The sequence below is a fragment of the Streptomyces sp. NPDC087215 genome (genome assembly GCF_044744885.1).
Taxonomy (GTDB): Bacteria; Actinomycetota; Actinomycetes; order Streptomycetales; family Streptomycetaceae; genus Streptomyces.
This window is the reverse complement of record NZ_JBIUZD010000005.1, coordinates 345,368-367,700: the sequence shown is the minus strand read 5'-3', so window position 1 is coordinate 367,700 and position 22,333 is coordinate 345,368. Positions and strand designations below refer to the sequence as shown.

Annotated in this window: 21 protein-coding genes and 1 riboswitch; of the genes, 12 read left to right on the top strand and 9 right to left on the bottom strand. The window is 71.5% G+C overall.

Annotated features, from left to right (window positions below; translation table 11 throughout):
* Positions 1-95: 95 nt before the first annotated feature.
* Positions 96-233, bottom strand: a riboswitch (cobalamin riboswitch).
* A 48-nt stretch (positions 234-281) separates the two neighbouring features.
* The 4 genes from ACIO92_RS16985 to ACIO92_RS16970 form a co-directional block, all read right to left on the bottom strand.
* Positions 282-782 carry a GNAT family N-acetyltransferase gene (locus ACIO92_RS16985; protein ID WP_366440222.1) on the bottom strand — a complete coding sequence of 167 codons (501 nt, stop codon included), beginning with the start codon at positions 780-782 and terminating at the stop codon, positions 282-284.
* Positions 783-868: 86 nt separating this feature from the next.
* Positions 869-2,491, bottom strand: a complete 1,623-nt coding sequence (gene mctP / locus ACIO92_RS16980) for a monocarboxylate uptake permease MctP (RefSeq protein WP_402281648.1) — start codon at positions 2,489-2,491, stop codon at positions 869-871.
* The gene (locus ACIO92_RS16975; protein ID WP_351781734.1) at positions 2,488-2,742 is read right to left on the bottom strand and encodes a DUF3311 domain-containing protein; all 255 of its coding nucleotides are present in this window, start codon (positions 2,740-2,742) and stop codon (positions 2,488-2,490) included. Before ACIO92_RS16975 ends, mctP begins: the two co-directional genes overlap by 4 nt.
* A gap of 160 nt (positions 2,743-2,902) precedes the next feature.
* Entirely contained in the window at positions 2,903-3,883 is a 981-nt protein-coding gene (locus ACIO92_RS16970; protein WP_401236864.1) for a LuxR C-terminal-related transcriptional regulator, read from the bottom strand.
* A gap of 224 nt (positions 3,884-4,107) precedes the next feature.
* On the opposite strand from ACIO92_RS16970, the gene ACIO92_RS16965 reads away from it, so the two are divergent.
* On the top strand, positions 4,108-5,040 hold the full coding sequence (locus ACIO92_RS16965) for an aldo/keto reductase (protein WP_402057599.1): 933 nt from the start codon (positions 4,108-4,110) through the stop codon (positions 5,038-5,040).
* A gap of 154 nt (positions 5,041-5,194) precedes the next feature.
* Here the strand turns inward: ACIO92_RS16965 and ACIO92_RS16960 are convergent, their stop codons facing one another.
* On the bottom strand, positions 5,195-6,370 hold the full coding sequence (locus tag ACIO92_RS16960; protein WP_402281651.1) for an endonuclease/exonuclease/phosphatase family protein: 1,176 nt from the start codon (positions 6,368-6,370) through the stop codon (positions 5,195-5,197).
* 123 nt (positions 6,371-6,493) lie between these two features.
* Here ACIO92_RS16960 and ACIO92_RS16955 point away from each other — a divergent pair, with 123 nt between their 5' ends.
* Genes ACIO92_RS16955 through ACIO92_RS16925 form a run of 7 tightly spaced genes read left to right on the top strand, consistent with a single transcriptional unit; the run spans position 6,494 to position 14,373 of the window.
* Positions 6,494-7,537, top strand: a complete 1,044-nt coding sequence (locus ACIO92_RS16955; protein WP_366440227.1) for a glycosyltransferase — start codon at positions 6,494-6,496, stop codon at positions 7,535-7,537.
* Positions 7,534-8,736 (top strand): lysylphosphatidylglycerol synthase domain-containing protein, encoded by a 1,203-nt coding sequence (locus ACIO92_RS16950; RefSeq protein ID WP_402281653.1) that lies wholly within the window; start codon positions 7,534-7,536, stop codon positions 8,734-8,736. The genes ACIO92_RS16955 and ACIO92_RS16950 overlap by 4 nt, the downstream gene beginning before the upstream one ends.
* Positions 8,723-10,123: an aminotransferase class III-fold pyridoxal phosphate-dependent enzyme gene (locus ACIO92_RS16945; protein WP_366440229.1), complete on the top strand. Its 1,401-nt coding sequence runs from the start codon at positions 8,723-8,725 to the stop codon at positions 10,121-10,123. Before ACIO92_RS16950 ends, ACIO92_RS16945 begins: the two co-directional genes overlap by 14 nt.
* Entirely contained in the window at positions 10,117-11,139 is a 1,023-nt protein-coding gene (locus tag ACIO92_RS16940; protein WP_366440230.1) for an NAD-dependent epimerase/dehydratase family protein, read from the top strand. Before ACIO92_RS16945 ends, ACIO92_RS16940 begins: the two co-directional genes overlap by 7 nt.
* Positions 11,140-11,150: 11 nt before the next feature.
* A complete protein-coding gene (locus ACIO92_RS16935) occupies positions 11,151-12,125 on the top strand; it encodes a UbiA prenyltransferase family protein (RefSeq protein ID WP_366440231.1) in 975 nt (324 codons plus the stop codon).
* Between the two features lie 29 nt (positions 12,126-12,154).
* Positions 12,155-13,162 carry a glycosyltransferase family 2 protein gene (locus ACIO92_RS16930; protein ID WP_401236876.1) on the top strand — a complete coding sequence of 336 codons (1,008 nt, stop codon included), beginning with the start codon at positions 12,155-12,157 and terminating at the stop codon, positions 13,160-13,162.
* The gene (locus ACIO92_RS16925; protein WP_366440233.1) at positions 13,159-14,373 is read left to right on the top strand and encodes an endonuclease/exonuclease/phosphatase family protein; all 1,215 of its coding nucleotides are present in this window, start codon (positions 13,159-13,161) and stop codon (positions 14,371-14,373) included. Before ACIO92_RS16930 ends, ACIO92_RS16925 begins: the two co-directional genes overlap by 4 nt.
* A 134-nt stretch (positions 14,374-14,507) precedes the next feature.
* Here the strand turns inward: ACIO92_RS16925 and ACIO92_RS16920 are convergent, their stop codons facing one another.
* From ACIO92_RS16920 to ACIO92_RS16905, 4 genes are all read right to left on the bottom strand, one after another.
* Positions 14,508-15,257 (bottom strand): AfsR/SARP family transcriptional regulator, encoded by a 750-nt coding sequence (locus tag ACIO92_RS16920; RefSeq protein ID WP_366440234.1) that lies wholly within the window; start codon positions 15,255-15,257, stop codon positions 14,508-14,510.
* Positions 15,258-15,282: 25 nt separating this feature from the next.
* A complete protein-coding gene (locus ACIO92_RS16915; RefSeq protein WP_366440235.1) occupies positions 15,283-15,543 on the bottom strand; it encodes a hypothetical protein in 261 nt (86 codons plus the stop codon).
* Positions 15,544-15,616: 73 nt separating this feature from the next.
* Entirely contained in the window at positions 15,617-15,835 is a 219-nt protein-coding gene (locus tag ACIO92_RS16910; RefSeq protein ID WP_366440236.1) for a hypothetical protein, read from the bottom strand.
* Positions 15,836-16,347: 512 nt separating this feature from the next.
* Positions 16,348-17,112, bottom strand: a complete 765-nt coding sequence (locus tag ACIO92_RS16905) for a GntR family transcriptional regulator (protein ID WP_366440319.1) — start codon at positions 17,110-17,112, stop codon at positions 16,348-16,350.
* A gap of 285 nt (positions 17,113-17,397) precedes the next feature.
* Between ACIO92_RS16905 and ACIO92_RS16900 the strand changes: the two genes are divergently transcribed.
* The 4 genes from ACIO92_RS16900 (at position 17,398) to ACIO92_RS16885 (ending at position 22,254) form a co-directional block, all read left to right on the top strand.
* On the top strand, positions 17,398-18,696 hold the full coding sequence (locus ACIO92_RS16900) for an extracellular solute-binding protein (protein ID WP_366440237.1): 1,299 nt from the start codon (positions 17,398-17,400) through the stop codon (positions 18,694-18,696).
* Between the two features lie 137 nt (positions 18,697-18,833).
* Positions 18,834-19,856: a sugar ABC transporter permease gene (locus ACIO92_RS16895; protein WP_366440238.1), complete on the top strand. Its 1,023-nt coding sequence runs from the start codon at positions 18,834-18,836 to the stop codon at positions 19,854-19,856.
* Complete coding sequence (locus ACIO92_RS16890) at positions 19,853-20,719, top strand: carbohydrate ABC transporter permease (protein WP_401236884.1); 867 nt, start codon at positions 19,853-19,855, stop codon at positions 20,717-20,719. Before ACIO92_RS16895 ends, ACIO92_RS16890 begins: the two co-directional genes overlap by 4 nt.
* A gap of 8 nt (positions 20,720-20,727) precedes the next feature.
* Positions 20,728-22,254, top strand: coding sequence for a glycoside hydrolase family 3 N-terminal domain-containing protein (locus tag ACIO92_RS16885; RefSeq protein WP_366440239.1), 1,527 nt, complete (start codon positions 20,728-20,730; stop codon positions 22,252-22,254).
* Positions 22,255-22,333: the final 79 nt, after the last annotated feature.

Below are 22,333 nucleotides of genomic sequence, written 5' to 3'. Positions count from 1 at the left end.
GGGAAGGCGGGCGGACGGCTCTCCGGGCAGGCCGGACGCGCCGCGTCCACCGGCCCATTCCGCGAGGCCCGGACGTCTGTGACACCCGGAACGGACGGACCGGGCGCACTGCCGGCAGGTCTTCGGACTCACGTCGTGCGGACGTCGTATCCGTACGAAGCACACCGTTGCGGGACAGTTCCGGATTCGCGCCGGATTCCCCTGCGTCGACAGCGAGCACGAGCATACATGTGGGGGGCGCCGCTTGCGGCACCCCCCACATGTTGTGTCGCGCCGTGGCCTCAGAACTCCAGGGCGTAGGTGCGCAGGAGGTGGTCGGAGACCGGCGCCCAGTCCCGTTCGGGCGTACGGACGAAGCCCATCCGTTCGTAGATCCGGTGGGCGGAGACCATGAGGTCGGCCGTGGAGAGCACGAGCCGGACGCAGCCGGGGAGGGCCCGTGCCCGGTCGGCGCAGGCCCGTACGAGGGCCTCGCCGACGCCCCTGCCCCGGGCGTCCGGGGCGACCACGAGCATCCGGAACTCGGCCTCGCCCGCGACGGCGATGTCCGCCCAGGGGGTGTCGCCGGGGGCGAAGGTCACCCCGCCGACGATCCGGCCGTCGGCGTCGACGGCGACGAGCACCTCGGCCTCGCGGGCCCGCCCGGCGGTGTCGCGGAGCACGTCCAGGTAGAAGTCGTCCTCGCCGTGCAGCAGCAGCCCGTCGTTCAGATAGGTCAGCCCGGTGAGGTCGCCGAGCTCCGCGTGTTCCTCGGGCCGTACCGCCCTGATCGTGAAGTCCATGGAGGCAGTGTGCCTCCCCGGGGGTACGGGGGAGGGGCCCGGGTTCCCCTCGCGGGGGTCCCGGGCCCCTCGGGCGCGGCGGCGGGTCAGTGGCTTCCGGCGCCGACCGGCGGGAGGTCCTTGACGCCGCGGTCGCCCGCGTCGGCCGTGTAGTCGCCCGGGGAGGTCTCGTCGACGCCCTCGGGGGCCTTGAGGGCCTTGAGGACGAAGGTGAGGACCACGGTCACCAGGACGTTGAGGACGAAGGCGGTGAGTCCGATGTAGCCGATCTCGCCGATGCCGGGTATCGCCGCGGAGGAGCCGCCGAAGTGCTTCTGGGTGGGGCTGGCGACGCCGTACGCGGCGACCGTGCCGTAGACCATGCCGACGGCCCAGCCGGCGAGCAGCGCCCAGCGGTGGAACCAGCGGGTGAACAGGCCGCCGACCAGGGCCGGGAAGGTCTGCAGGATCCAGATGCCGCCGAGCAGCTGGAAGTTGATCGCGACCGTCTTGTCCATGGTGAGGACGAAGGCGAGGGCGCCGACCTTGACCAGGAGGGAGACCAGCTTGGAGATCTTGGTCTCCTGGGCGGGGGTCGCGTCCGGTCTGATGAAGTCCTTGTAGATGTTGCGGGTGAAGAGGTTGGCGGCGGCGATGGACATGATCGCGGCCGGGACGAGCGCGCCGATGCCGATGGCGGCGAACGCGACGCCCGCGAACCAGTCGGGGAACATCGTCTCGAAGAGCTGCGGGATGGCGAGCTGGCCGTTCTTCACCTGGATGCCCGCGGCGATGGCCATGAAGCCGAGCAGTGCGAGCAGGCCCAGCATCAGCGAGTACAGCGGCAGGATGGTGGTGTTGCGGCGGATGACCTCGCGGCTCTTCGACGACAGCGTCGCCGTGATGGAGTGCGGGTACATGAAGAGCGCGAGCGCCGAGCCGAGCGCGAGCGTCGCGTACGTCCACTGGCCCGCCTCGCCGGGCACCAGCGCGCCGCGCGGCTTGTCGGTCGCCGGGTTGGTCTGCGCGTACGCCTCGCCCGCCCTGGCGAAGATCTCGTCGAAGCCGCCGAGCTTGATCGGGATGTAGATGATCGCCACGGCGATGACGATGTAGATCAGGGTGTCCTTGACGAACGCGATGAGCGCGGGCGCGCGCAGCCCCGAGGAGTAGGTGTACGCGGCGAGGACGCCGAAGGCGATCAGCAGCGGCAGGTCCTTGACGAACCAGTGGGTGGTCTCGCCGCCGCCGAGGCCCATCACGTCCAGGACGGCCTGGATGCCGACGAGCTGGAGCGCGATGTACGGCATGGTGGCGAGGATGCCGGTGACCGCCACCGCCAGGGAGAGCCCCTTGGAGTCGAAGCGTCCGCGCACGAAGTCCGAGGTGGTGACGTACCCGTGCTTGTGCGAGACCGACCAGAGGCGCGGCAGGAAGGTGAAGATCAGCGGGTAGACCAGGATCGTGTACGGGACGGCGAAGAAGCCGGCCGCGCCCGCCGCGTAGATGGCCGCGGGGACGGCGACGAAGGTGTACGCGGTGTAGAGGTCGCCGCCCAGCAGGAACCAGGTGACCCAGGTGCCGAACGAGCGTCCGCCCAGGCCCCATTCGTCGAGGCTGTTCTCGTCCTCCGCCTTGCGCCAGCGCGCGGCGAGGAAGCCCATGACCGTGACGGCCACGAAGAAGAAGATGAAGACGGCGAGTGCGACGCCGTTCACGCCGTCCTTCATCGCGCGTCACCTCCCTTGCGGGCGCGCTGGTCGTTCTGCCACAGCTTGTACGCGATCATGGTGAGCGCGGTCGAGACGACCACCCAGAGCATCTGGTACCAGTAGAAGAACGGGATGCCCCCGAGCAGGGGTTCGGTCTTCGCGTAGGACCCCACCCAGAGCATCGCCACGAACGGCGCGATCAGGCAGAGCGCGATCACCACCCGCAGGGGGGTGATGGTCGGTTGTTTCCCTTGTGTCTCTTCCGGCATGGCGATTCCGTCCCCTCGCTGATCACCTCGACAAGTGCTGGGGAAATCTAGGGGACGCCTCCGGTCCCACGGAACCCCTGTCCGCATAACGGAAGGGACTCCGTGGCTGCCGGGTGCGGTGGCTCCCGGGCCGGGCAAGGGCCTTCGCGGGGGCCGGGGTTCAGAGCCAGCCCTCCTTGCTGGCCCGGACGCCCGCCTCGAAACGGCTGCGGGCGCCGAGCCGGTTCATCAGGTCGGAGCTCATCCGGCGCACGGTCCGCAGCGACACCCCGAGGCGCCGGGCGGCGATGTCGTCCGTGCAGCCGATCCCCAGCAGCATGAGCAGCTCCCGCTCCTGCGGGGAGAGCGCGTGCTCGTCGCGGCGGGGGGCCTCGCCGAAGGGGGTGCCCGCCTCCCACAGCCGGTCGAAGAGCACCACGAGCGCGTGCACCAGACCGGGACTGCGGACCTCCAGGGCGCCCGCGCGGCCGTCCTGGGGGTCGACCGGGACGAGCGCCGCCTCGCGGTCCACGATCACCATGAGCATCGGGACCACGGGCACGGTCCGCGCCTCGCCGCCCAGGTCGCAGTACCAGCGGACGTACTCGGCGGTCGGCGGGTCGTTGCGGAAGCTCTCCTGGTAGATCGACCGGATCTTCACCCCGCGTTCCAGGGCGAGTTGGTCGAGCGGCTGGCTCGCGTCCATGGTGTCGGGGAGCTGGGCCCCGCCGGGGAGCAGCGAGAAGCATTCGGTACGGGCGTTCGCGGCGAGGTCCTCCAGGCGGTCGCGGACGTTCTCCAGGCCCACCACCCGGTGCACCACGTCGTGCCGCGCCGCCCCCGTGGTGGGGTCGGCGTACGTGGTGAGGATGTCCGCCACGGTCCGTTGGGCGCGCTCGACCTGGCGCCGTCTCCGGCTCAGATCGGCCTCGGCGCGGGAGAGCAGGAACGAGAAACCGACCTCGGGGTCGAACGGAAGGGCTTCTCCCGGTCCCTCCATGGCGACGAGCCGTGCCTCCGCGAGGCGCCCCAGTGCCTCGCGGACCTGTTCCTCCGGCCAGTCGAGCGTGCGGGCCATGTCCGTGACCCCGTACTCGGGCCGTTCGAGCATGAGCCGGTACAGGGTCTCGGCGGACCGTTCTATGCCCAGAGCCTCCAACAAGGTGACTTCCCCCCGGAATAGTCCCGTGTGTGCCGCTGACTCTCGGTGCCTGACCGCGCGGCCCCTGTGATCGTAGGCGGCGGATCGGGTCCAGGACTAGACCAATTAACAGGGTTGGTCAGGTACGGAGTTCAGCCACCGGCTGTCCGGTCGAACCCCTGCGCAATCCGGCCAAGTGATCCAGGATGGTCTAGTCCAACGGAACTTCGAGAGGCACTGTATCCATGGCGATTCCGCAGCGCACCCTTGTTCTCGGCGCCCTGCCGTTCGGTACGACCGTCGACGAGGCCACCTCGTTCGCCGTTCTCGACCGCTTCACCGAACTCGGCGGCACCGTGATCGACACGGCCAACAACTACGCGTACTGGGCCGAGGGCGGCGTCGGCGACGAGAGTGAGGCGACCATCGGCCGCTGGCTCGCCGCGCGCGGCAACCGCGACGGCCTCGTCCTCTCCACCAAGTGCGGCGGCCGACCGGCCTCTCCTGGCGCCGCCGAGATCGAGGGCCTCTCCGAGAAGGCGGTCAGGAGCGCCCTCGACGACAGCCTCCGGCGCCTCGGCGTCGACCGTGTCGACGTCTTCTGGGCCCATCTGGAGGACCGTACGGTCCCGCTCGCCGAGACCGTCGACGCCCTCGCGGGCCTCGTCGAGGCGGGCAAGGCGGGCGAACTCGGCGTCAGCAACCACGCCGTCTGGCGGGTCGAGCGCGCCCGCGCGCTCGCCGGGGACCGTCCGCGCTACACCCACCTCCAGTACCGCCACTCCTACCTCCAGCCCCGCTTCGACAAGCCCCTGCCCTCCTCGGGGCACGTCCACGTCACCCGGGAACTCCTCGACTACACCCGCAGCGAGGGCGACCTGACGGTCTGGGCCTACAGCGCGCTGCTCTCCGGCGGCTACACCCGCCCCGAGGTCGGACTCCCCGGGGCGTACGACCACCCCGGCACCGCCCCGCGCCTCGCGGCCCTGCGCGAGGTCGCCGGGGAGCTCGGCGCGACCGTCAACCAGGTGGTGCTCGCCTGGCTCCTCGACGGCGAGCCCGGCGTCCTGCCCGTCGTCGGCGCGAGCCGGGTCGAGCAGGTGGAGGAGGCCATGGGCGCGCTCTCCCTCACCCTCGACCCCGACCAGCGGCGACGGCTCGACGAGGCCGGTTCCTGACGGAACGGGCGTCTGACGGAGGAGGGACGGGCGGGAGTTCCTGACGGGCGGGGGCCTGCGGGCCGGGGCCGGAGTCGGGTGCGGGCCGTGGGCAGGGCCGGGCGGCTCGCCCTCACCCTCCGGCGCCCGCCCCTCGCCCGCCCCTGCCCACCGCTCACCCCGCCGGGGAGACCAGCAGCTCCTGGCCCTTGTGGTCGGAGAGGCCCGCCGGCGAGACGAGCGCGTACCGGTGCACGCGCAGCCCCTCGTCCGTGAACGTCCAGTCGATCCGCCACAGCGCCACCCCCGCCACGCCCCAGGTGCCCGGCAGGAACGACGACGAGGCCGACAGGGCGTCGCGGAACGACTCCCGCAGCCCCCGCAGATCCCCCATGGCCGGGGTCGTGTTGAAGTCCCCCGAGATCAGCAGCGGACGCGGGTTCGCGCGGGCGTCCGCGAGCAGCGCCGCGTAGTGCTCCCGGCGCACCGCGTCCGTCTCACGGACCACCCGGTAGAAGTCCGGGCTCAGCGGGCTGCGCTCGATGTCCAGCTGAACCGGCATGTGCACGTTGTAGAACGACACCACCGTCCCGGCCACGTCCACATCGGTGCGCAGCACCTTGTTCCACTCGAACCGCTCCCGCCACGGCGCCGAGTCCGCCGGTGCGGGCCCCGGGCCGACCGGGGGAGCGGCGACGACCGGATACCGCGACAGCGTGACCAACTCGCCCCGCGCCACCAGGTGGTAGCCGGGGAACTCCGCCCGCAGCCGGTCGAGCCGGTCCGTCTCCCGGTGCGTGCCGTCCCAGGCCAGGTGCTCCTGGAGCAGATAGACATCGGCGTCCTTGGACCGCAGGAAGCGGTGGAACGCGTCAGGGTCGTCGGTGGTGTCCCAGTAGAGGGTGTTCCACGAGAAGACCTTGAGCGCGTTCGCCGGGGCCGGACCCGGACCCCCGCCGGGGAGCAGCGCGCCCCAGTGGAGCCCCGCCCGCCCGGCGCCCGCCAGCAGCACGGCGACCAGGGCGGCGAGCAGCCACCGGCGGGCCCGGCCGCCGGTCAGACCGCAGGCCAGGGCCGACAGCAGGAGGGGCACCACGACGAAGGCGGGCGGCGGCACCAGGTCCGGCAGCAGCCAGAGCCACCACCGTCCGCTCAGCGACAGCCCCGGGACCACCAGCAGCGCCCAGGCCGCCGTCGCCCCCACCAGAGCCCGGGTGGCGCGGGACCGCGCCCGCCCGGCGGGGGTGGGCGCGGAAGGCCCCGGGCCGTTCCCGAGGGCCGGTGCGGGCGAGGTCTCGGGCAGGTTCTCAGGGATGCCGGCCGGGGCGCCGGGGCTCAGGGGGAGGTTCACGACCGGGAACGCTAGCAGCGCGCAACTGCCTTTCAAGTGAGCCTGGTTGACCGTCTCGAACTGCGAGAAGGCGCGATACGCGATCGATATCCCGCCAATACGCGGACCCGGTGTGCTCTTCCCATGACGCAAACCGTGTCGGTCGTCATACCGGCCTACAACTCCGCACGCACCCTCGACGCCTGTCTGAGATCCGTCCTCGCCCAGACCCACCCCGTCCACGAGGTCATCGTCGTCGACGACGGCAGCACCGACCGGACCGCCGAGATCGCCGCGGCCCACCCGTGCGTCCTGATCGGCGGCGCGGGGAACCGCGGTGTCTCCGCCGCCCGGAACGCGGGCATCGCCGCCGCCACCGGGGACGTCCTCTTCTTCCTCGACTCGGACGAGGCGCTCACCCCGGACTCGGTCGCCAACGCCCTGGAGATCCTGCGCGCCGACCCGGACTGCGGCTGTGTACACGGTGTCATCGCCCCCGAACCGCTCTTCGACGACGGGCCCGTCGAGTGGTACAAGACGCTGCACGCCTACTGGTGGCGGGCCCGGGGCGCCGGAGTGGTGGAGACCGCCTTCTTCGCCCAGGCGGCCGTGCCGCGCGAGGTCTTCGACCGGCTCGGCGGCTTCGACGAGAGCCTGCGGGACTCCGAGGACCTGGAGTTCAGCGACCGGCTCGCCCCGCACTACCGCATCGTCCTCACCGAGCGGGTGATGGCGCGGCACGACGAGGAGCACCGGCTCGGACCGCTCCTCTCGGAGACGTACCGCCGGGCCCTGCTGCTCGTCCCGGCGCTGCGCTCGGCCCGCCGGGGCGGCCGGAGCAACCTGACGGCCAACACTCCCGCGTCCGTCCTCGCGGCGGCCCTCCTCCTCGGCTCCCTGCCGCTGGCCCCGCTCGGCCTGCTGCCCTCCGTCCCGGCCCCCGCCACGGCGGCCCTCGCCGCGCTCCCGGCGGCCGGGCTGCTCGCCTTCTGCCTGGCCAACCTGGGCCTGCTCGGCTTCGTGGCCCGCCGCAAGGGCGCCGCCTTCGTCCCCTTCTTCACCGGCGTCCACCTCGCCGCGCACACCGCGCTCCTCGCCGGTGCGGCCCGGGGCGCGCTCGGCACGCTCCGCCCCGCCCGGCCCGGCACCGGCGTCCGGCGCGCCCCCGAGAAGGCGGCGACACGATGACGGTCTGGCTGCGCAGACTCCTCACCCCGGTCGTCGTGGTGGCCGCCCTCGTCGGGGTCTTCTTCCTGCTGCGCGGTGAGGGCCCCGCGGTGGCCGAGGCGTTCGCCCGCGCCGACGCCGTCCCCCTGATCGCCGCCTCGGTCGTCGCCAACGTCGTGGGCCTCGTCCTCGCCGTGCACGCCTGGCGGGTGCTCATCCCCGGCGACCATCCCATCCGGGGACTGCGCGCGGCGAAGATCTACTTCCTCGGCCAGCTCAGCAAGTACGTGCCCGGCCGGGTGTGGGGGGTCATCACACACGTGGCGCACGGCCGGGAGGCCGGTGTCCCCGGCGCCCAGATGACGTCCGCCTATGTGCTGAGCCTGGCCCTCACCCTGCTCACCGGCGCCGCCGTCGGCCTGGTCGCGGCCCCCGCCGCGCTCCCCGGCCACTGGATGTGGCTGTGCCCGCCCGCGCTCCTCTTCCTCGCGGGCGTCGTACGGCCCGCGCTGATCACCCGGCCCGTCACGGCCCTCGCCCGGCTGGTGAAGAGGCCGGTCGTGCCCCCGCCCGACCGTGCCGTCCGCAGGGCCGTACTGCTCGCCGTGGCCTCCTGGACCGCCTCGGGACTCCACCTGTGGTTCCTGCTCCTGGCCGTCGGCGCACCGCCCCTGGCGGGGTTCGGCGCGGCCGTCGGAGGCTTCGCGCTGGCCACCGTGATCAGCAGTCTGGCCCTGATCGTCCCCGACGGCTGGGGGGTGCGCGAGCTGACCCTCACGGCCGCCCTCTCCACGGTCCTGCCCGGCGGCCTGGCCGCCGCCGCGGCCATCGCCAGCCGACTGGTGTGCGTCGTCGCCGAACTGACCAGCTCGGTGGTGGTCCTCGCCTGGTCACGGGCACGGACCGCCCGGCAGAGCCGTACGGCCACCGCCCCCTCGGGGCCCCCCACCACCGATACGGCCCCGGCGGCCCCACCCGCCGGGGCGCAGCCCCACGAGACCGCCGGGGCGGAGCCCCACGCGACCGTCACGACGGCACCCCGCACGACCGATACGGCCCCGGCGGCCCCACCCGCCCCGGCCCCGGTCTCCGAGGCGCCGACCGCCGCCCCCGGCCGTCGCCGCCGCACCGCCCCCGACCCGCTGTCCTTCCCCGCCACCCTCGTCGCCCCGACCCGCACCACCGCCCCGATCGGAGACCCCACCCGTGTACACCCTTGACGACGCCGAGAAGCTCCAGATCGACGAGGTCCACGACCTCTACCGCAGGTACGTGAACAAGAGCCAGGTCTCCCTCATGACCTCGTTCGGCTTCGGACGCGAACTCGTCCGCAGCGCCGAGGGCGCCTACCTCACCCTCGACGACGGCAGGCGGATCCTCGACCTGACCGGGGGTGTCGGCGTCCTCAACCACGGCCACAACCACCCCCGCATCCTCGCCGCCCGCGAGCGCTTCGCCCGCGACCGGCGCATGGAGGTGCACAAGACCTACTTCTCGCCCTACCTCGCCGCCCTCGGCCACAACCTCGCCGAAGTCCTGCCCGGCGACCTGAACATGGCGTTCCTGCCGAACTCCGGCGCCGAGGCGGTCGAGGGCGCGGTGAAGCTCGCGTACAAGTTCCACAACGGCAAGCGGAACACCGTGCTGCGCGCCGACTGCGCCTTCCACGGCAAGCTCCTCGGCTCCGGCGGACTGACCGGCCAGGCCCAGTTCGGCTTCCCCACCATCCCCGGCGTGGACACCTTCCGCTACGGGGACCTCGACTCCGTCCGCAAGGTCGTCGCCGCCCACCGGGGAGACGTCTACGCCCTCCTCATCGAGCCGTTCAGCGCCTCCACCATCCAGTGGTGCTCGGAGGAGTTCCTGCGCGGTCTGCGCGAGATCTGCGACCGGGAGAAGATCATCCTGATCTTCGACGAGATCTACACGGGCTGGGGCAAGACCGGCAGCCTCTTCCACTTCATGCGCTACCCGGGCCTGATCCCCGACGTGCTCACCACCTCCAAGTCCTTCGGCGGCGGCAAGTCGTCCATCTCCGCCTTCGTCGCCCGCGAGCCGGTCTTCCGCAAGGCGTACGACAACCTCGGCGACTCCCTGATCAACTCCACCTCCACCACCTACTACGGCTTCGGCGAGGAATGCGCCACCGCCCTCGAAGCCGTCAACATCGCGATGGAGGACGACTATCCGGCCAGGGCCCGCGCCCTCGGAGCCGTCCTCGAACCCGGGCTCGAACGGCTCGCCAAGCAGTACCCCGACGAGATCGGCCGGGTGGCCGGGGCCGGAGCCCTGTGGGGCGTCTTCATCGAGGGCGGCCCCCGCATCCTCGACCTGGTCGCCAAGCTCGCGCCCGGCGGCATGGCCCGCGACCCCCGGTTCAAGACCAAGCTCGTCACCTGCGCCGTCATCAACGCGCTGTACGAGGACCACGGCATCTTCACGTACTACACGCTCAACGGCGCCAACCCCCTCATCATCGGCCCCTCCCTGGTCACCGAACCCGAGGAGGCCGAGCGCGCGATCGACGCCCTCGACGACGTCCTCGGCCGCGGTCTGACCGGTCTCGTGGCCCGTTTCATCAAGCAGAAGGTGAGCTCCCAGTGGTGATCACGATCACCGGCGCGGCCGGAATGCTCGGCTCCCGCCTGGCCGAAAGGCTCCTCTCCGAGGGTCACGAGGTGCGCGGCGTCGACCTCAGGCCCGGCCCCGGCGTCGTGCTGACCGGAGACATCCGCGACCGGGAGCTGATGGACCAGGCCCTCGACGGCGCCGACGTCCTGGTCCACGCCGCCGCCGCCCTGCCCAGCTACCCCGACGAGCAGATCCGCTCCATCATCATCGGCGGCACGAAGAACGTCTTCGAGGCCGCCGCTGCCGCCGGCACCCCCCGGGTCGTGCACATCTCCTCGACCGCCGTCTACGGGCTGCCCACCATCGTGCCGACCCCCGAGGAGTACCCCCGCGAGCCCGTCGACACCTACAGCCGCGCCAAGGCGGCGGCCGAGGAGATCGCCGAGCGGTACCGGGCCGAGGGCATGTGCGTCCCGATCCTCCGGCCCAAGACCTTCGTCGGGCCCGGCCGCATGGGCCTGTTCTCGATGCTCTTCGAATGGGCCGAGGAGGGACGGAACTTCCCCGTCCTCGGCAAGGGCAACGTCAAGATCCAGATGTTCGCCGTCGACGACCTCGTCGACGCCGTCGTCACCGTCCTCACCGCGCCCGACGACATCGCCAACGACACCTACAACCTCGCGGCGGCCGAATTCGGCACCATCCGCGAGGACTTCCAGGCCGTCCTCGACGCCGCCGGTCACGGCAAGCGGGTCATCGGACTGCCCGCCCGCCCCGCCCTCGGACTGCTCAGCCTCCTCCAGCGGGCCAAGCTCTCACCGGTCTACGGCCGCCTGCTGCACAAGCTGATGGACGACTCCTACGTCAGCATCGACAAGGCCAAGGCACAGCTCGGCTTCACCCCCCGCCACTCCAACGCCGACGCCGTGCTGCGCACCTACGAGTGGTGGCGCACCGCCCGCCACACCGCCCCGAAGGCGGGGGCCACCGGCCGCACGAGCCGCGACCCGTGGAGCCAGGGCCTGCTGTCCACCGCGAAGATCTTCTTCTGAGAGGCGCTGCCATGACCCAGCTCACGGGGCGCACCAGTGCCCAGGGCACGGCCAAGGTCCAGACCCCGGCCAAGATCCCGGCCCAGACCCAGTCCTCGGCCCAAGCCCAGTCCCAAGCCCCGGCCAAGAAACGGCGAGGGCGGCTGCCCGCCCCGATCGCGCTGCTCCGGCCGGGCCAGTGGCCCAAGAACCTGCTCGTCGTACCGCTGGCCCTGCTCGACGGCCACCTGGACGCCACGACCCTGATCCGGGTCGGCACGGCCCTCGGCGCCTTCATCCTCGCCTCGTCCCTGGTCTACGTCCTGAACGACATCGCCGACGTCGAGCGGGACAAGCGCCACCCCGTCAAGCGCCACAGACCGCTGGCCTCCGGCCGGATGGGCATGGCCTCCGCCGTGGTCACCGCCCTGGTGCTGGCCGCCCTGCTCGTGCCCGCCCTGCTCGTCCTCGGTGCCGGGTCCGCCCTGCTCGTCCTGTCGTACCTCGCCGTGAACGGCGCGTACAGCTGGAAGCTCAAGCACATCCCGCCGCTCGACGTCTTCGTCGTCGCCACCGGCTTCGTGCTCCGCCTCCTCGGCGGGTACGAGGCCGCCCGAAGGCCCGTCGAGATGTGGCTGGTCCTGACCGTCCTCGCGTGCTGCCTCGTCCTCATCCTGGGCAAGCGGCGGCACGAGCTGAGCGTCTCCGGCACCGGGCACCGGCCCGCGCTCGTCGGCTACTCGGCGCACTTCCTCGACCTGGTCCTGGTGCTCTGCTCGGCCCTCACCCTGTTCGGCTACCTGCTCTATCTGCGCACCGAATCGGGCTTCGGGGAGTACGCCCTGCTCACCGTGGTGTGCGCGCTCTTCGCACTGTTCCGCTACCTCCAGATCGTGATCGTGGACGGCGGCGGGGGAGAGCCCGTCAAGACGCTGCTGCGCGACCGCGTGATGCTCGTCAACTCCGCCGCCTGGGGCGCACTCCTCCTCCCGCACATCGCCGCGTGACCCCCGCCCTTCCACCACCGAGGAATCCCATGTCCGCACCCCTCGTCTCGGTCGTCATCCCGATGTACAACGACCGGCCCACCATCGACCTCTGCCTGCGCTCCGTGCGGGAGCAGAGCTACCCCCACATCCAGGTGATCGTCGTCGACGACGCCAGCACCGACGGCTGCGCGGACATCGCCGCCACCCATCCCGTCCAGCTCGTCCGCGTCAAGGAGAACGGCGGCCCCGGCTCCTCCCGCAACGAGGGCGTCCGCCGCTCCCGGGGCGAGATCGTCTTCTTCCTGGACGCCGACCTCACCATGCACCCGGAGGCCGTGGCGCAGGCCGTCGCGCTCTTCGACGAGAACCCCACGTACGGCGCGGTCTTCGGCATACCCGACAAGGAGCCGCTGTTCGAGGAAGGCCTGGTCGGCCAGTACCGCATCCTCCAGTACCACTACTGGCGCAAGAGCGCCGAAGGTCTGGTCAGCGGCGGCTTCTACGCCCTCGGGGCGGTCCGCAAGGCCGCCTTCATGGAGGCCGGCTGGTTCAACACGGCGCTGCGGCAGACCGAGGAGATCGACCACGCGGAACGGCTGGCCGCCCGCTGGCCCATGCTGCTGACCTCCCGGATCAGGGGACGCCTCTCCGACGAGAGCCGGATGCGGCCGCTGCTGCGGAAGGCCTTCGTCCGCAGCAGGCTGCGGGTGCCGTTCTACTTCGACCGGGGCCGCGCCATGCAGGGCATGGAGACCGGCGGCCGGGCCGTCGCCTCCGCGCTCGGCGGCCTCGCCGTCGCCGCCGTGCCGTTCGCGCTCCTCCACCCGGCCGCCCTGCTGGTCTCCCTGGCCGCGCTCCTCGGCTCCGTCGCCGCGGACTTCGGGCAGTACCGCTTCTCGTTCCGCGAGCGGGGCCTCTTCTTCACCGCCTTCTTCACCGGGGCCCACGCCCTGGTGAGCACGGCGGTCGTGACGGGCCTCGCGGCCGGCCTCGTGCAGTACGCGGCGAGCCGCCGCTTCCGGCACATGTACCAGCCGCGGGAGAGCCTGGCATGACCGCCGCGACCGCCCCGCCCGCCGACCCGGTGGCCCCGGAGCCGCCGGAGGCGGGCCCCCGCCCGGAGGAACCCGGCCGCGCCCGCCGGACGGCCCGGCTCCTCAGGCTCTGGTACGGCAGGCTCGTCCTCGGGGCGGCGGCGCTGTGGCTGCTCTACGCCACGGCCCGGGTGCTGCTCAGTGACCGCTGGCACTGGTCGCTCGCGCTCGACGCCGTACCACCGCTCTTCCTGCTCGGGGTCCCGGCCGTCCTCCTCGCCGCCGGGGCGGCGGCCTGCGGACGCCGCCGCCCGCTGGCGACCGGCACCGCCGCACTGGCCCTGCTCCTGGCGCTCACCACCGGCTCCGGCCTGAACTGGCCCGCGCTCTGGCGCGACCAGGGGCCGGTGCCGTCCGGGGCGCTCCGCGTCGTCTCCCTGAACACCCAGTACTGGGGGAAGGCGGCCGGCACCGACCGCCTCCTCGCCTATCTGCGCGCGCACCCCGCCGATGTGTACCTGCTCCAGGAGCACGTGGCCTGGACCCCCGGTCTCGGGGAGGACGGCTACACCCGGCTCGACGACGACGAGGCCCTGCGCCGGGAGTTCCCCGGCCACCACCTCGCCCGGCGCGGTGAACTGCTGACCCTCTCGCGGTTCCCGATCGTGGCCCAGACCTCGGTGGGCGCCCCGCCGTCCGCCGCCCCGGGGCAGCGGGACGGCTTCGGGCGTGAGTTCCTGCGGGAGAAGGTCCTGAGGACCGATCTGGCCGTCGGCGACCGGGTGTTCAGCACGTACAACGTGCACATCACCGTGCCCATGGCGATGGACAACCTGAATCCGTTCTCCGCGTTCGACCACGACAGCTACTTCCGGCGCAAGTTCGCCTGGCGCCAGGAGGAACTGCGTTCCCTGGAAAGGGATGTGGCGGCCAATCCGCACCCCTCCGTGATCGCCGGGGACTTCAACACCACGGCCTCCATGCGGTCCCTGGACGGGCTCCGCGAGGTGGCCACGGACCTGACCTCGGTCAGCACCGATTTCCTGCCGCTGAGCTGGAAGTACGCGTCACCGGGCGAGTTCGACTTCGACAGCGTGCTCGACCGGCCCCTGCCGTTCTTCCGCCTGGACTGGGCCTTCACGGCGGGCGGGGCGAAGGCCCACCGGTACGCGTTCGTCCCGGCGGACGGGCTGTCCGAGCACCGGATGCAGGACCTGCGGATCACGCTCTGAACCGGCCGCGGCGGGGGAGGGCCCGCGGGCGACGGGCGACGGGCGACGGGCGACGGGCGACGGGCGACGGGCGACGGGCGGCCGGGCGGTCAGCCGTCCGAAGCCCAGCCCCCAGCCTCCAGGCGCTCAGCCCCTCAGGCGCTCAGGCACTCGCCGAGCAGGATCGACCGCTCCAGGTCGCGCAGCCGGGGGCCGGGCTCGATGCCCAGCTCCTCGACGAGGGTCACCCGTACGCGCCGGTACGCGGCCAGCGCCTCGGCCGTCCGGCCCGCGAGGTACAGGGCCAGCATCAGCTGCCCGTGCAGCTGTTCCCGGAAGGGGTACGTCGCCGTCAGCGCCAGCAGCTCGCCGATCACGTCCCCGTGGCGGCCGAGGGCGAGTTCCAGTTCGAGCCGCTCCTCGATCGCCCGGATGCGCAGCTCCTCCAGACGCCGCACCCCGGGGTCCAGCGCCCGGCTCGTCTGCCCGGCGAGGACGGGCCCGTCCCACAGGGCGAGCGCGTTGCGCAGTTCCAGGACGGCCTCCGCCCGGCGGCCGGTCCCCGCCAGGAGCCGCGACCGCTCCACCCCGGACTCGAACAGGGCGGCGTCGAGGTCGTGCGGTCCCAGGCGCAGGCGGTAGCCGTACGAATGGGTCTCGATCGTCCCCGGCGCACCGGCGAGGGTGAAGGCGCGGCGCAGGGTGGAGACGCAGATGCGGATCTGGGTGCGGGCGCTGGCCGGAGGGCAGGAGCCCCAGACGGCCTCGACGAGACCGTCCACGGAGACGGCCCAGTCGGCTTCCAGCGCGAGGGCGGCCAGGACGGTCTGGGTCCGTCTGCCGCCCAGGGTCACGGGACGGTCGTCGACGGCGGCACGGAGGGGGCCCAGGATATGGACGTACACGGCTGAATTCCCCGTTCGGGAGGGTTCACAGGAGTCTGCAGTCGGCGATGCCGTAGCCCTCGAACTCGGGCGAGCGCCCCAGCATCCGCAGGCAGATGCCCAGGGCACGTCCGACCGCCTCGATCTCGTCGTGGCAGTCGAGGCAGAGCGCGACCCTGACGGAGTACTCCGTCACCAGTGCGCGGGCGGTCTCGACGGGGTCCGTCGGGTCGAGGTCCCGGTACAGGGCCGCGAGTACGACGCTGGGGCTGAGGCGTGAGGTGCCCGCCGCGTCGGCCGCGGACATCGAGATGCCGATGAGGAAGATGACGGGTCCTGCGGTAGAGGGGGACGGTCTCGTGACGCGGTGGAGGCGCCGGTCAGCCCCACGAGAAGCCGTCGGAGGAGGTGGCGGACGGCGTCGGCAGGACGGTCGGCGCGGGGGCCGGGGCGGCGGCGGGGTCGGCGGTGATCTGCGTCCGGGGGGCGTCCGTGCCGGTCGCGGCGGCGAAGGCGGACGGTCCGGCGGTGGCGAGGAGGGCACCGAAGGCGGCGAGCGGGACGGCGGCGAGGACGAGACGGCGGGCGGACGAGCGCATGGCGAGTACCCCTCTGACGGGTTCGGGATTCGGTGGAATATGTCGATTGCCCCTCGGTGGGGCCCTTTCGACATGTTCAAGAATGCTCGAACGGGGGCGGACTGTCAGTGGTTCACGGGTGGCAGCAACCGCCCGGTCGTTTGGCGCCACCTCGGGGGTGGCTGTCGGGAGCACCTCTGACCAGCGCGTTCATCGGGGGTGTCACGTTGCTGCCGTCCGGAAGGGGTCTGGGTGCGGCAGGGACGGCACGGGTCGCCGGGAGGGCCTGGTGGCGGGGGAGCGGGGAGGACGGGGAGGGCCGGGAGGGCCGGGAAAGCCCGGAAGGCCCGGAGCGCGGGGACGGCCGGGCGGGCACGGAGCGCCCTGAGCGCCCGCCGGGCCGGGAAAGCGGAAGGGAGGGGGCCGCCGATGTCTCGGCGGCCCCCTCCCTCGTACGGGTGCGGCGATGTTCAGGCGCCCCCCGCCGGTGGGCCTGGTCGGCCCTCTCCCTCGCGCGCGGGTGCGGCGCTCGCTCAGCCGTTGGGCCGCTTCAGGCGCGCCACGAACTTGTACCGGTCGCCGCGGTAGACGGACCGGACCCACTCCACCGGCTCGCCCTGGGCGTCCAGCGAGTGGCGGGAGAGCATCAGCATCGGCAGACCGACGTCCGTGCCGAGCAGTCCGGCCTCGCGCGGGGTGGCGAGGGAGGTCTCGATGGTCTCCTCGGCCTCCGCGAGGTGCACGTCGTACACCTCGGCGAGGGCGGTGTACAACGAGGTGTACTTCACAAGGGAGCGGCGCAGGGCGGGGAACCGCTTCGCGGAGAGATGGGTGGTTTCGATCGCCATCGGCTCGCCGCTCGCGAGCCGCAGCCGCTCGATGCGGAGCACCCGTCCGCCGGCCGTGATGTCGAGCAGTCCCGCGAGGGTGTCGTCGGCGGTGACGTAGCCGATGTCGAGGAGCTGCGAGGTCGGTTCGAGGCCCTGGGCGCGCATGTCCTCCGTGTAGGAGGTGAGTTGCAGGGCCTGGGAGACCTTGGGCTTGGCGACGAAGGTGCCCTTGCCCTGGATGCGCTCCAGACGGCCCTCGACGACCAGCTCCTGGAGGGCCTGGCGCACGGTGGTGCGCGAGGTGTCGAACTCGGCGGCCAGCGTACGCTCGGGGGGGACCGGGGTGCCGGGCGGCAGGGTCTCCGTCATGTCGAGCAAATGCCGCTTCAGTCGGTAGTACTTGGGCACGCGCGCGGTACGGGTCGGTGTCCCGGTCTCCGTCTCCGTGCTGCCCGCGTCCGAGGCCATGGCCTGCCTTCCCGACTCCTGTGCTGCTGCCGTCACCGGCTCCTCCGTCTGTCGCGGCTCACATGGTGGCACGGACCGGTCACGGGTCGTCGCCCTCCCTCAGGTGTCGGTCCGATAACGGACGCGACTGCCCTTCTTATACACCCTTGACACCCCTAAAGGTCTAGGCCAAGCTCCGGGTACTGGTCTAAACCATTAAAGACCAGGTCCCAGCCCCACGAGCACTACCTGACGTATGTCTTCGCGCGGTGGGCAGGGGTTGCAGGCATCCCTGAGGAGGGTGGCGTGAAGCGCAAGCTCATCGCGGCGATCGGCGTCGCGGGCATGATGGTCTCCATCGCAGCGTGTGGTGGGTCCGACAGCGACAAGCCCAAGGACGGCGCCAAGCCGTCCGCCGGAGGCAACAAGACGCTGACCGTCTGGGTCATGGACGGCTCCGCGCCGGACGCCTGGATGGCCGACGTGAACAAGGCCTTCGAGGCCAAGCACCCGGGTGTCAAGGTCAAGGTCGAGAAGCAGATCTGGAACGGCATCCAGGAGAAGGTCACCACCGCCCTTTCCGAGGACACCCCGCCGGACGTGCTGGAGCTCGGCAACACCCAGACCGCGGGCTACGCGGTCACCGGTGGTCTGGCCGACCTGTCCGGCGACAAGGCCAAGCTCGGCTACGACGCCTGGAACAAGGGCATGGTCGCCTCCAACGAGCTGGACGGCAAGCTCTACTCCGCTCCGTGGTACGCCGCCAACCGCGTCGTCGTCTACGACAAGGCCGCCTTCGCGAAGGCCAAGGTCACGCCGCCGAAGACCCGCGCCGAGTGGATCGACGGCCTGAAGAAGCTCAAGGCCGCCGACCCCAAGTCGCAGGCGATCTACCTGCCGGGTCAGTCCTGGTACGTCCTCGCCGGTCTCGTCTGGGACGAGGGCAGCGACCTGGCGGTCAAGGACGGCGACAAGTGGAAGGGCAACCTGTCCTCCCCCGAGGCCGCCAACGCCATGAACTTCTACAAGGAGCTGGCGTCCTACTCGACCGCTCCGAAGGACAAGGACGAGGCGACCCCGCAGCAGTCCACCGACATCATCCCCAAGGGTGGCGTGGCGTCCTGGATCGGTCTCGGCTGGGAGGCCGGCGGCGCGATCGACGCCATGAAGAAGGCCGGCAAGACCGCCGACTTCGGTTACTTCCCGATCCCGGGCAAGACGGCCGACAAGCCGGGCTCCGTCTTCCTCGGCGGCTCCAACCTCGCCATCTCCGAGCGCTCCCAGAACAAGGAGCTCGCGAAGGAGTGGCTGGCGCTCGCCGCCGGCAAGGACTTCATGACGAAGTACGCCGCCGCCACCTCGGGCGCGCTGCTTCCGAACAGCGACGCCGCGCAGTTCAAGCCGGCCGCCGGTTCCTTCGCCGAGGCCATGGCCGCCTCCTCCGTCTCCGGCAAGGTCACCCCGGTCACCCCGGGCTGGGCCAACGTCGAGACCGCCCCGAACCCGATCAAGGACTACATGACCAAGGTCCTGAAGGGCGAGGACGCCAAGAAGGCCGGCGAGGCCGCCGACAAGGTCATCAACGAGCGCATCAACCAGCAGTAACCCGTAGCCCGGTGGTGCGGCCGGTACCGCACCGGCCGCACCACCGGCGCTTTGCAGCGATGCAGTGACCAGCGGCCCGCTCCCCCGGGCCGTGGCTCGGTGGGCGCGGGAGCCCCAGAACCGCGAGGAATAAGACCATGACCGTGGACTCCCAGGGGACGGCGACCGCCGGTCCCCAGGACGCGCCCGGGAGGGCGGCAGGGAAGTCTCAGACTCCGCCACCCCCTTCCGGCCCGAAGGAAGTCCTTCAGCCTTCGCGTGGCAGACGTTCCCTGCCCAGCGGGGTGCTGCCGTACCTGCTCGTCGCGCCCGCCCTGTTGTCGATGGCGGTGCTGCTGCTCTACCCGCTGATCCGCAATGTGATCCTCTCCTTCCAGCAGTTGAACCGGAAGGAATTCATCACCCGCGAGACGGTCTGGATCGGCTTCGACAACTACACCGAGCTCCTCGGTGACTCCGAGTTCTGGGGCGTCGCGCTTCGAAGCGTCGTCTTCACGGCCGTCAACGTCCTCCTGATCATGGCGATCGGCACGGGCCTGGGCCTGCTCCTGAACCGCCTCGGCAAGAAGATGCGACTGGTCCTCTCGCTGGCCCTGATGTTCGCCTGGGCCATGCCGATCGTCGCCTCCGTGACCGTCTTCCGGTGGCTCTTCGACGAGCAGTTCGGTGTCGTCAACTGGGTCATGCGCACCCTCGGCTTCTCCGGCTACGAGCAGCACAACTGGTTCGAGACCGGCTTCGACGCCCTCGTCATCATCCTGATCCTGCTGGTCTGGGGCTCGGTCCCGTTCGTCGCGCTCAACATGTACGCGGGCCTGACCACCATCGGCACCGAGCTGTACGAGGCCGCGAAGATGGACGGCGCCAGCGGCTGGCGCACCTTCTGGGCCGTGGTCTTCCCGAACCTGAAGTCCTTCTTCATGATCACCACGTTCCTGGAGATCATCTGGATCTTCAAGGCGTTCGCCCAGGTGTACGCCATGAACCAGGGCGGCCCCGACCGAGGCTCCGAGACCCTCCCGGTCTACGCCTACATCGAGGGCGTCGGACAGTTCCACTACGGCGTCGCCGCCGCCATCTCCATCCTGACGATCGTGATGCTCATCGCGGTCATGTCCTTCTACTTCCGCCTGATCCTGAAGGAGGAGGAGGAGCTGTGAGCACCACCACCCCGACTCCGCAGAAGCTGCGCACCAGGAAGCCGGTCACGGTCGGCGCGGTCGTGAAGAACGTCAGCGCCCTCGTGATCGCGGTGGTGTTCGTCTTCCCGGTCTACTGGATGTTCTCGTCCTCGCTGAAGCCGCAGCACGAGATCATGACCAAGGACCCCGTCTTCGTCTTCACGCCGACGCTGGAGAACTACACGACGGCGACCGGTGTCGACCTCTTCTGGACGTACGTCACCAACAGCCTCATGGTCACCATCGGTGCCGTGCTGCTGGCCCTGCTCGTCGCCCTGGCCGCGAGCTTCGCGATAGCCCGCCTCAAGTTCAAGGGGCGCAAGGGCATCGTCCTCATCGTGATGATGGCGCAGATGGCCCCCTGGGAGGTCATGGTCATCGCGATGTACATGATCTCGCGTGAGAACGACATGCTGAACAGCATCCCGATGCTCACGCTCATCTACTTCGTGATGGTCCTCCCCTTCACGATCTGGACCCTGCGCGGCTTCATCGCCGCCGTCCCGGTCGAGCTGGAGGAGGCGGCCCAGATCGACGGCTGCACCCGGGGCCAGGCGTTCCGCAAGGTGATCTTCCCGCTGCTCGCCCCCGGCCTGATGTCGACCTCGCTCTTCGGCTTCATCACCGCCTGGAACGAGTTCGCGATGATCCTCATGCTGAACAAGGACAAGGAGTCGCAGACGCTGACGCTCTGGCTGACCCAGTTCCAGACCGCGTTCGGCAGCGACTGGGGTGCCACCATGGCCGCCTCGACGCTCTTCGCACTGCCCGTGCTCATCGTCTTCCTCTTCCTCCAGCGCAAGGCCGTCGGCGGCATGACCGCCGGCGCGGTGAAGGGATAACGGCTCCCATGACCACACTCGTACACGGCACCGACACCCTGACCCGTGACGCGCTCACGGTGCTCCAGCCCGGTTTCGTCGGCACCACCGCCCCCGACTGGCTGCTCCGCCGCATCGGCGAGGGACTGTCCTCCGTCGGCCTCTTCGGCCGGAACGTCGTCAGCCCCGAGCAGCTCGCCGCGCTCACCGCACAGCTGCGGGCCGAGCGGGACGACGTCCTCGTCGCCATCGACGAGGAGGGCGGCGACGTCACGCGCCTGGAGGTCAAGCAGGGCTCCTCGTTCCCCGGCAACTACGCGCTGGGCAGCGTGGACGACGTCGAGCTCACCCGGGCCGTGGCCCGCGAGCTCGGCCGCAGGCTCGCCCGGTGCGGCATCGACCTGAACTGGGCGCCCTCCGCCGACGTCAACTCCAACGCCGAGAACCCGGTCATCGGCGTCCGGTCCTTCGGGCCGGACCCGGACCTGGTGGCCCGGCACACCGTGGCGTACGTCGACGGCCTCCAGGGCGTCGGGGTCGCGGCCTGCACCAAGCACTTCCCCGGGCACGGCGACACCAACGTCGACTCGCACGACGCGCTGCCCCGGATCGACGTGGACCTCGACACCCTCCACGCCCGTGAGCTGGTGCCCTTCCGCGCGGCCATCGCCGCGGACACCAAAGCGGTCATGAGCGCGCACATCCTTCTCTCCGTGCTCGACCCGCACCGTCCGGCCACCCTGAGCCCGCAGATCCTCACCGGTCTGCTCCGCCAGGAGCTGGGCTACGAGGGCCTGATCGTCACCGACGGCATGGAGATGCAGGCCGTCGCGGCGACCTACGGCATCGAGCGCGGCTCCGTCCTCGCCATCGCCGCGGGCGCCGACGCCATCTGCGTCGGCGGCGGCCTGTGCGACGAGGGGACCGTACTGCAGCTGCGCGACGCGCTGGTGAACGCGGTACGGACCGGTGAACTGCCCGAGGAGCGGCTGGCCGACGCCGCGGCGCGCGTGCGCGCCCTGGCGGCCTGGACCCGGTCCCACCGGGCCAGGGGGGCCGAAGCGGCGTCGGGCGCGGCAGTGCAGGAGGGGACCGCGCCCGGCGCCGACATCGGACTCGTCGCCGCCCGCCGGGCCCTGAAGGTGACCCGGGGCAAGCAGCCGCACACGCCGCTGACCAGCGCTCCCTACGTGGCCGCCTTCACTCCCGTCGCGAACTTCGCGGTGGGCGACGAGACGCCCTGGGGCATCGCGGCGGAGCTGGACCGGCTGCTGCCCGGCACGGAGACCGGCTCGTACGCGGACGACTCCTCCGTGGACGCCGTCCTCGCTGCCGCCGGGGAACGGCGGGTCGTGGCGGTCGTCCGTGACGTCCACCGCCACCCGTGGATGGGCCAGGCCCTGGACGCGCTCGTCGCGGCCCGCCCCGACACCGTCGTGGTGGAGATGGGCCTGAACGAGGCGGAGCCCCGCGGGGCCCTGCACATCGCCACCCACGGCGCGGCCCGGGTCTGCGGTCGCGCGGCCGCCGAGGCCGTCGCCGGAACCGGCGCCTGACAGTCGCTCCGGCGTACGCGAAGGGCCCGGCACCGAGAGGTGCCGGGCCCTTCGCCGTGACCGGGAGGCCGGTCGCCGC

Bases quoted from the DNA above. Each gene is read 5' to 3' on its own strand.
- ACIO92_RS16985 (WP_366440222.1), bottom strand. From the start codon at position 782: ATGGACTTCACGATCAGGGCGGTACGGCCCGAGGAACACGCGGAGCTC.
- ACIO92_RS16885 (WP_366440239.1), top strand. From the start codon at position 20,728: ATGACCACACTCGTACACGGCACCGACACCCTGACCCGTGACGCGCTC.
- ACIO92_RS16910 (WP_366440236.1), bottom strand. From the start codon at position 15,835: ATGCGCTCGTCCGCCCGCCGTCTCGTCCTCGCCGCCGTCCCGCTCGCC.
- ACIO92_RS16965 (WP_402057599.1), top strand. From the start codon at position 4,108: ATGGCGATTCCGCAGCGCACCCTTGTTCTCGGCGCCCTGCCGTTCGGT.
- ACIO92_RS16975 (WP_351781734.1), bottom strand. From the start codon at position 2,742: ATGCCGGAAGAGACACAAGGGAAACAACCGACCATCACCCCCCTGCGG.
- mctP (WP_402281648.1), bottom strand. From the start codon at position 2,491: ATGAAGGACGGCGTGAACGGCGTCGCACTCGCCGTCTTCATCTTCTTC.
- ACIO92_RS16925 (WP_366440233.1), top strand. From the start codon at position 13,159: ATGACCGCCGCGACCGCCCCGCCCGCCGACCCGGTGGCCCCGGAGCCG.
- ACIO92_RS16955 (WP_366440227.1), top strand. From the start codon at position 6,494: ATGACGCAAACCGTGTCGGTCGTCATACCGGCCTACAACTCCGCACGC.
- ACIO92_RS16930 (WP_401236876.1), top strand. From the start codon at position 12,155: ATGTCCGCACCCCTCGTCTCGGTCGTCATCCCGATGTACAACGACCGG.
- ACIO92_RS16905 (WP_366440319.1), bottom strand. From the start codon at position 17,112: ATGGCCTCGGACGCGGGCAGCACGGAGACGGAGACCGGGACACCGACC.
- ACIO92_RS16935 (WP_366440231.1), top strand. From the start codon at position 11,151: ATGACCCAGCTCACGGGGCGCACCAGTGCCCAGGGCACGGCCAAGGTC.
- ACIO92_RS16895 (WP_366440238.1), top strand. From the start codon at position 18,834: ATGACCGTGGACTCCCAGGGGACGGCGACCGCCGGTCCCCAGGACGCG.
- ACIO92_RS16950 (WP_402281653.1), top strand. From the start codon at position 7,534: ATGACGGTCTGGCTGCGCAGACTCCTCACCCCGGTCGTCGTGGTGGCC.
- ACIO92_RS16915 (WP_366440235.1), bottom strand. From the start codon at position 15,543: ATGTCCGCGGCCGACGCGGCGGGCACCTCACGCCTCAGCCCCAGCGTC.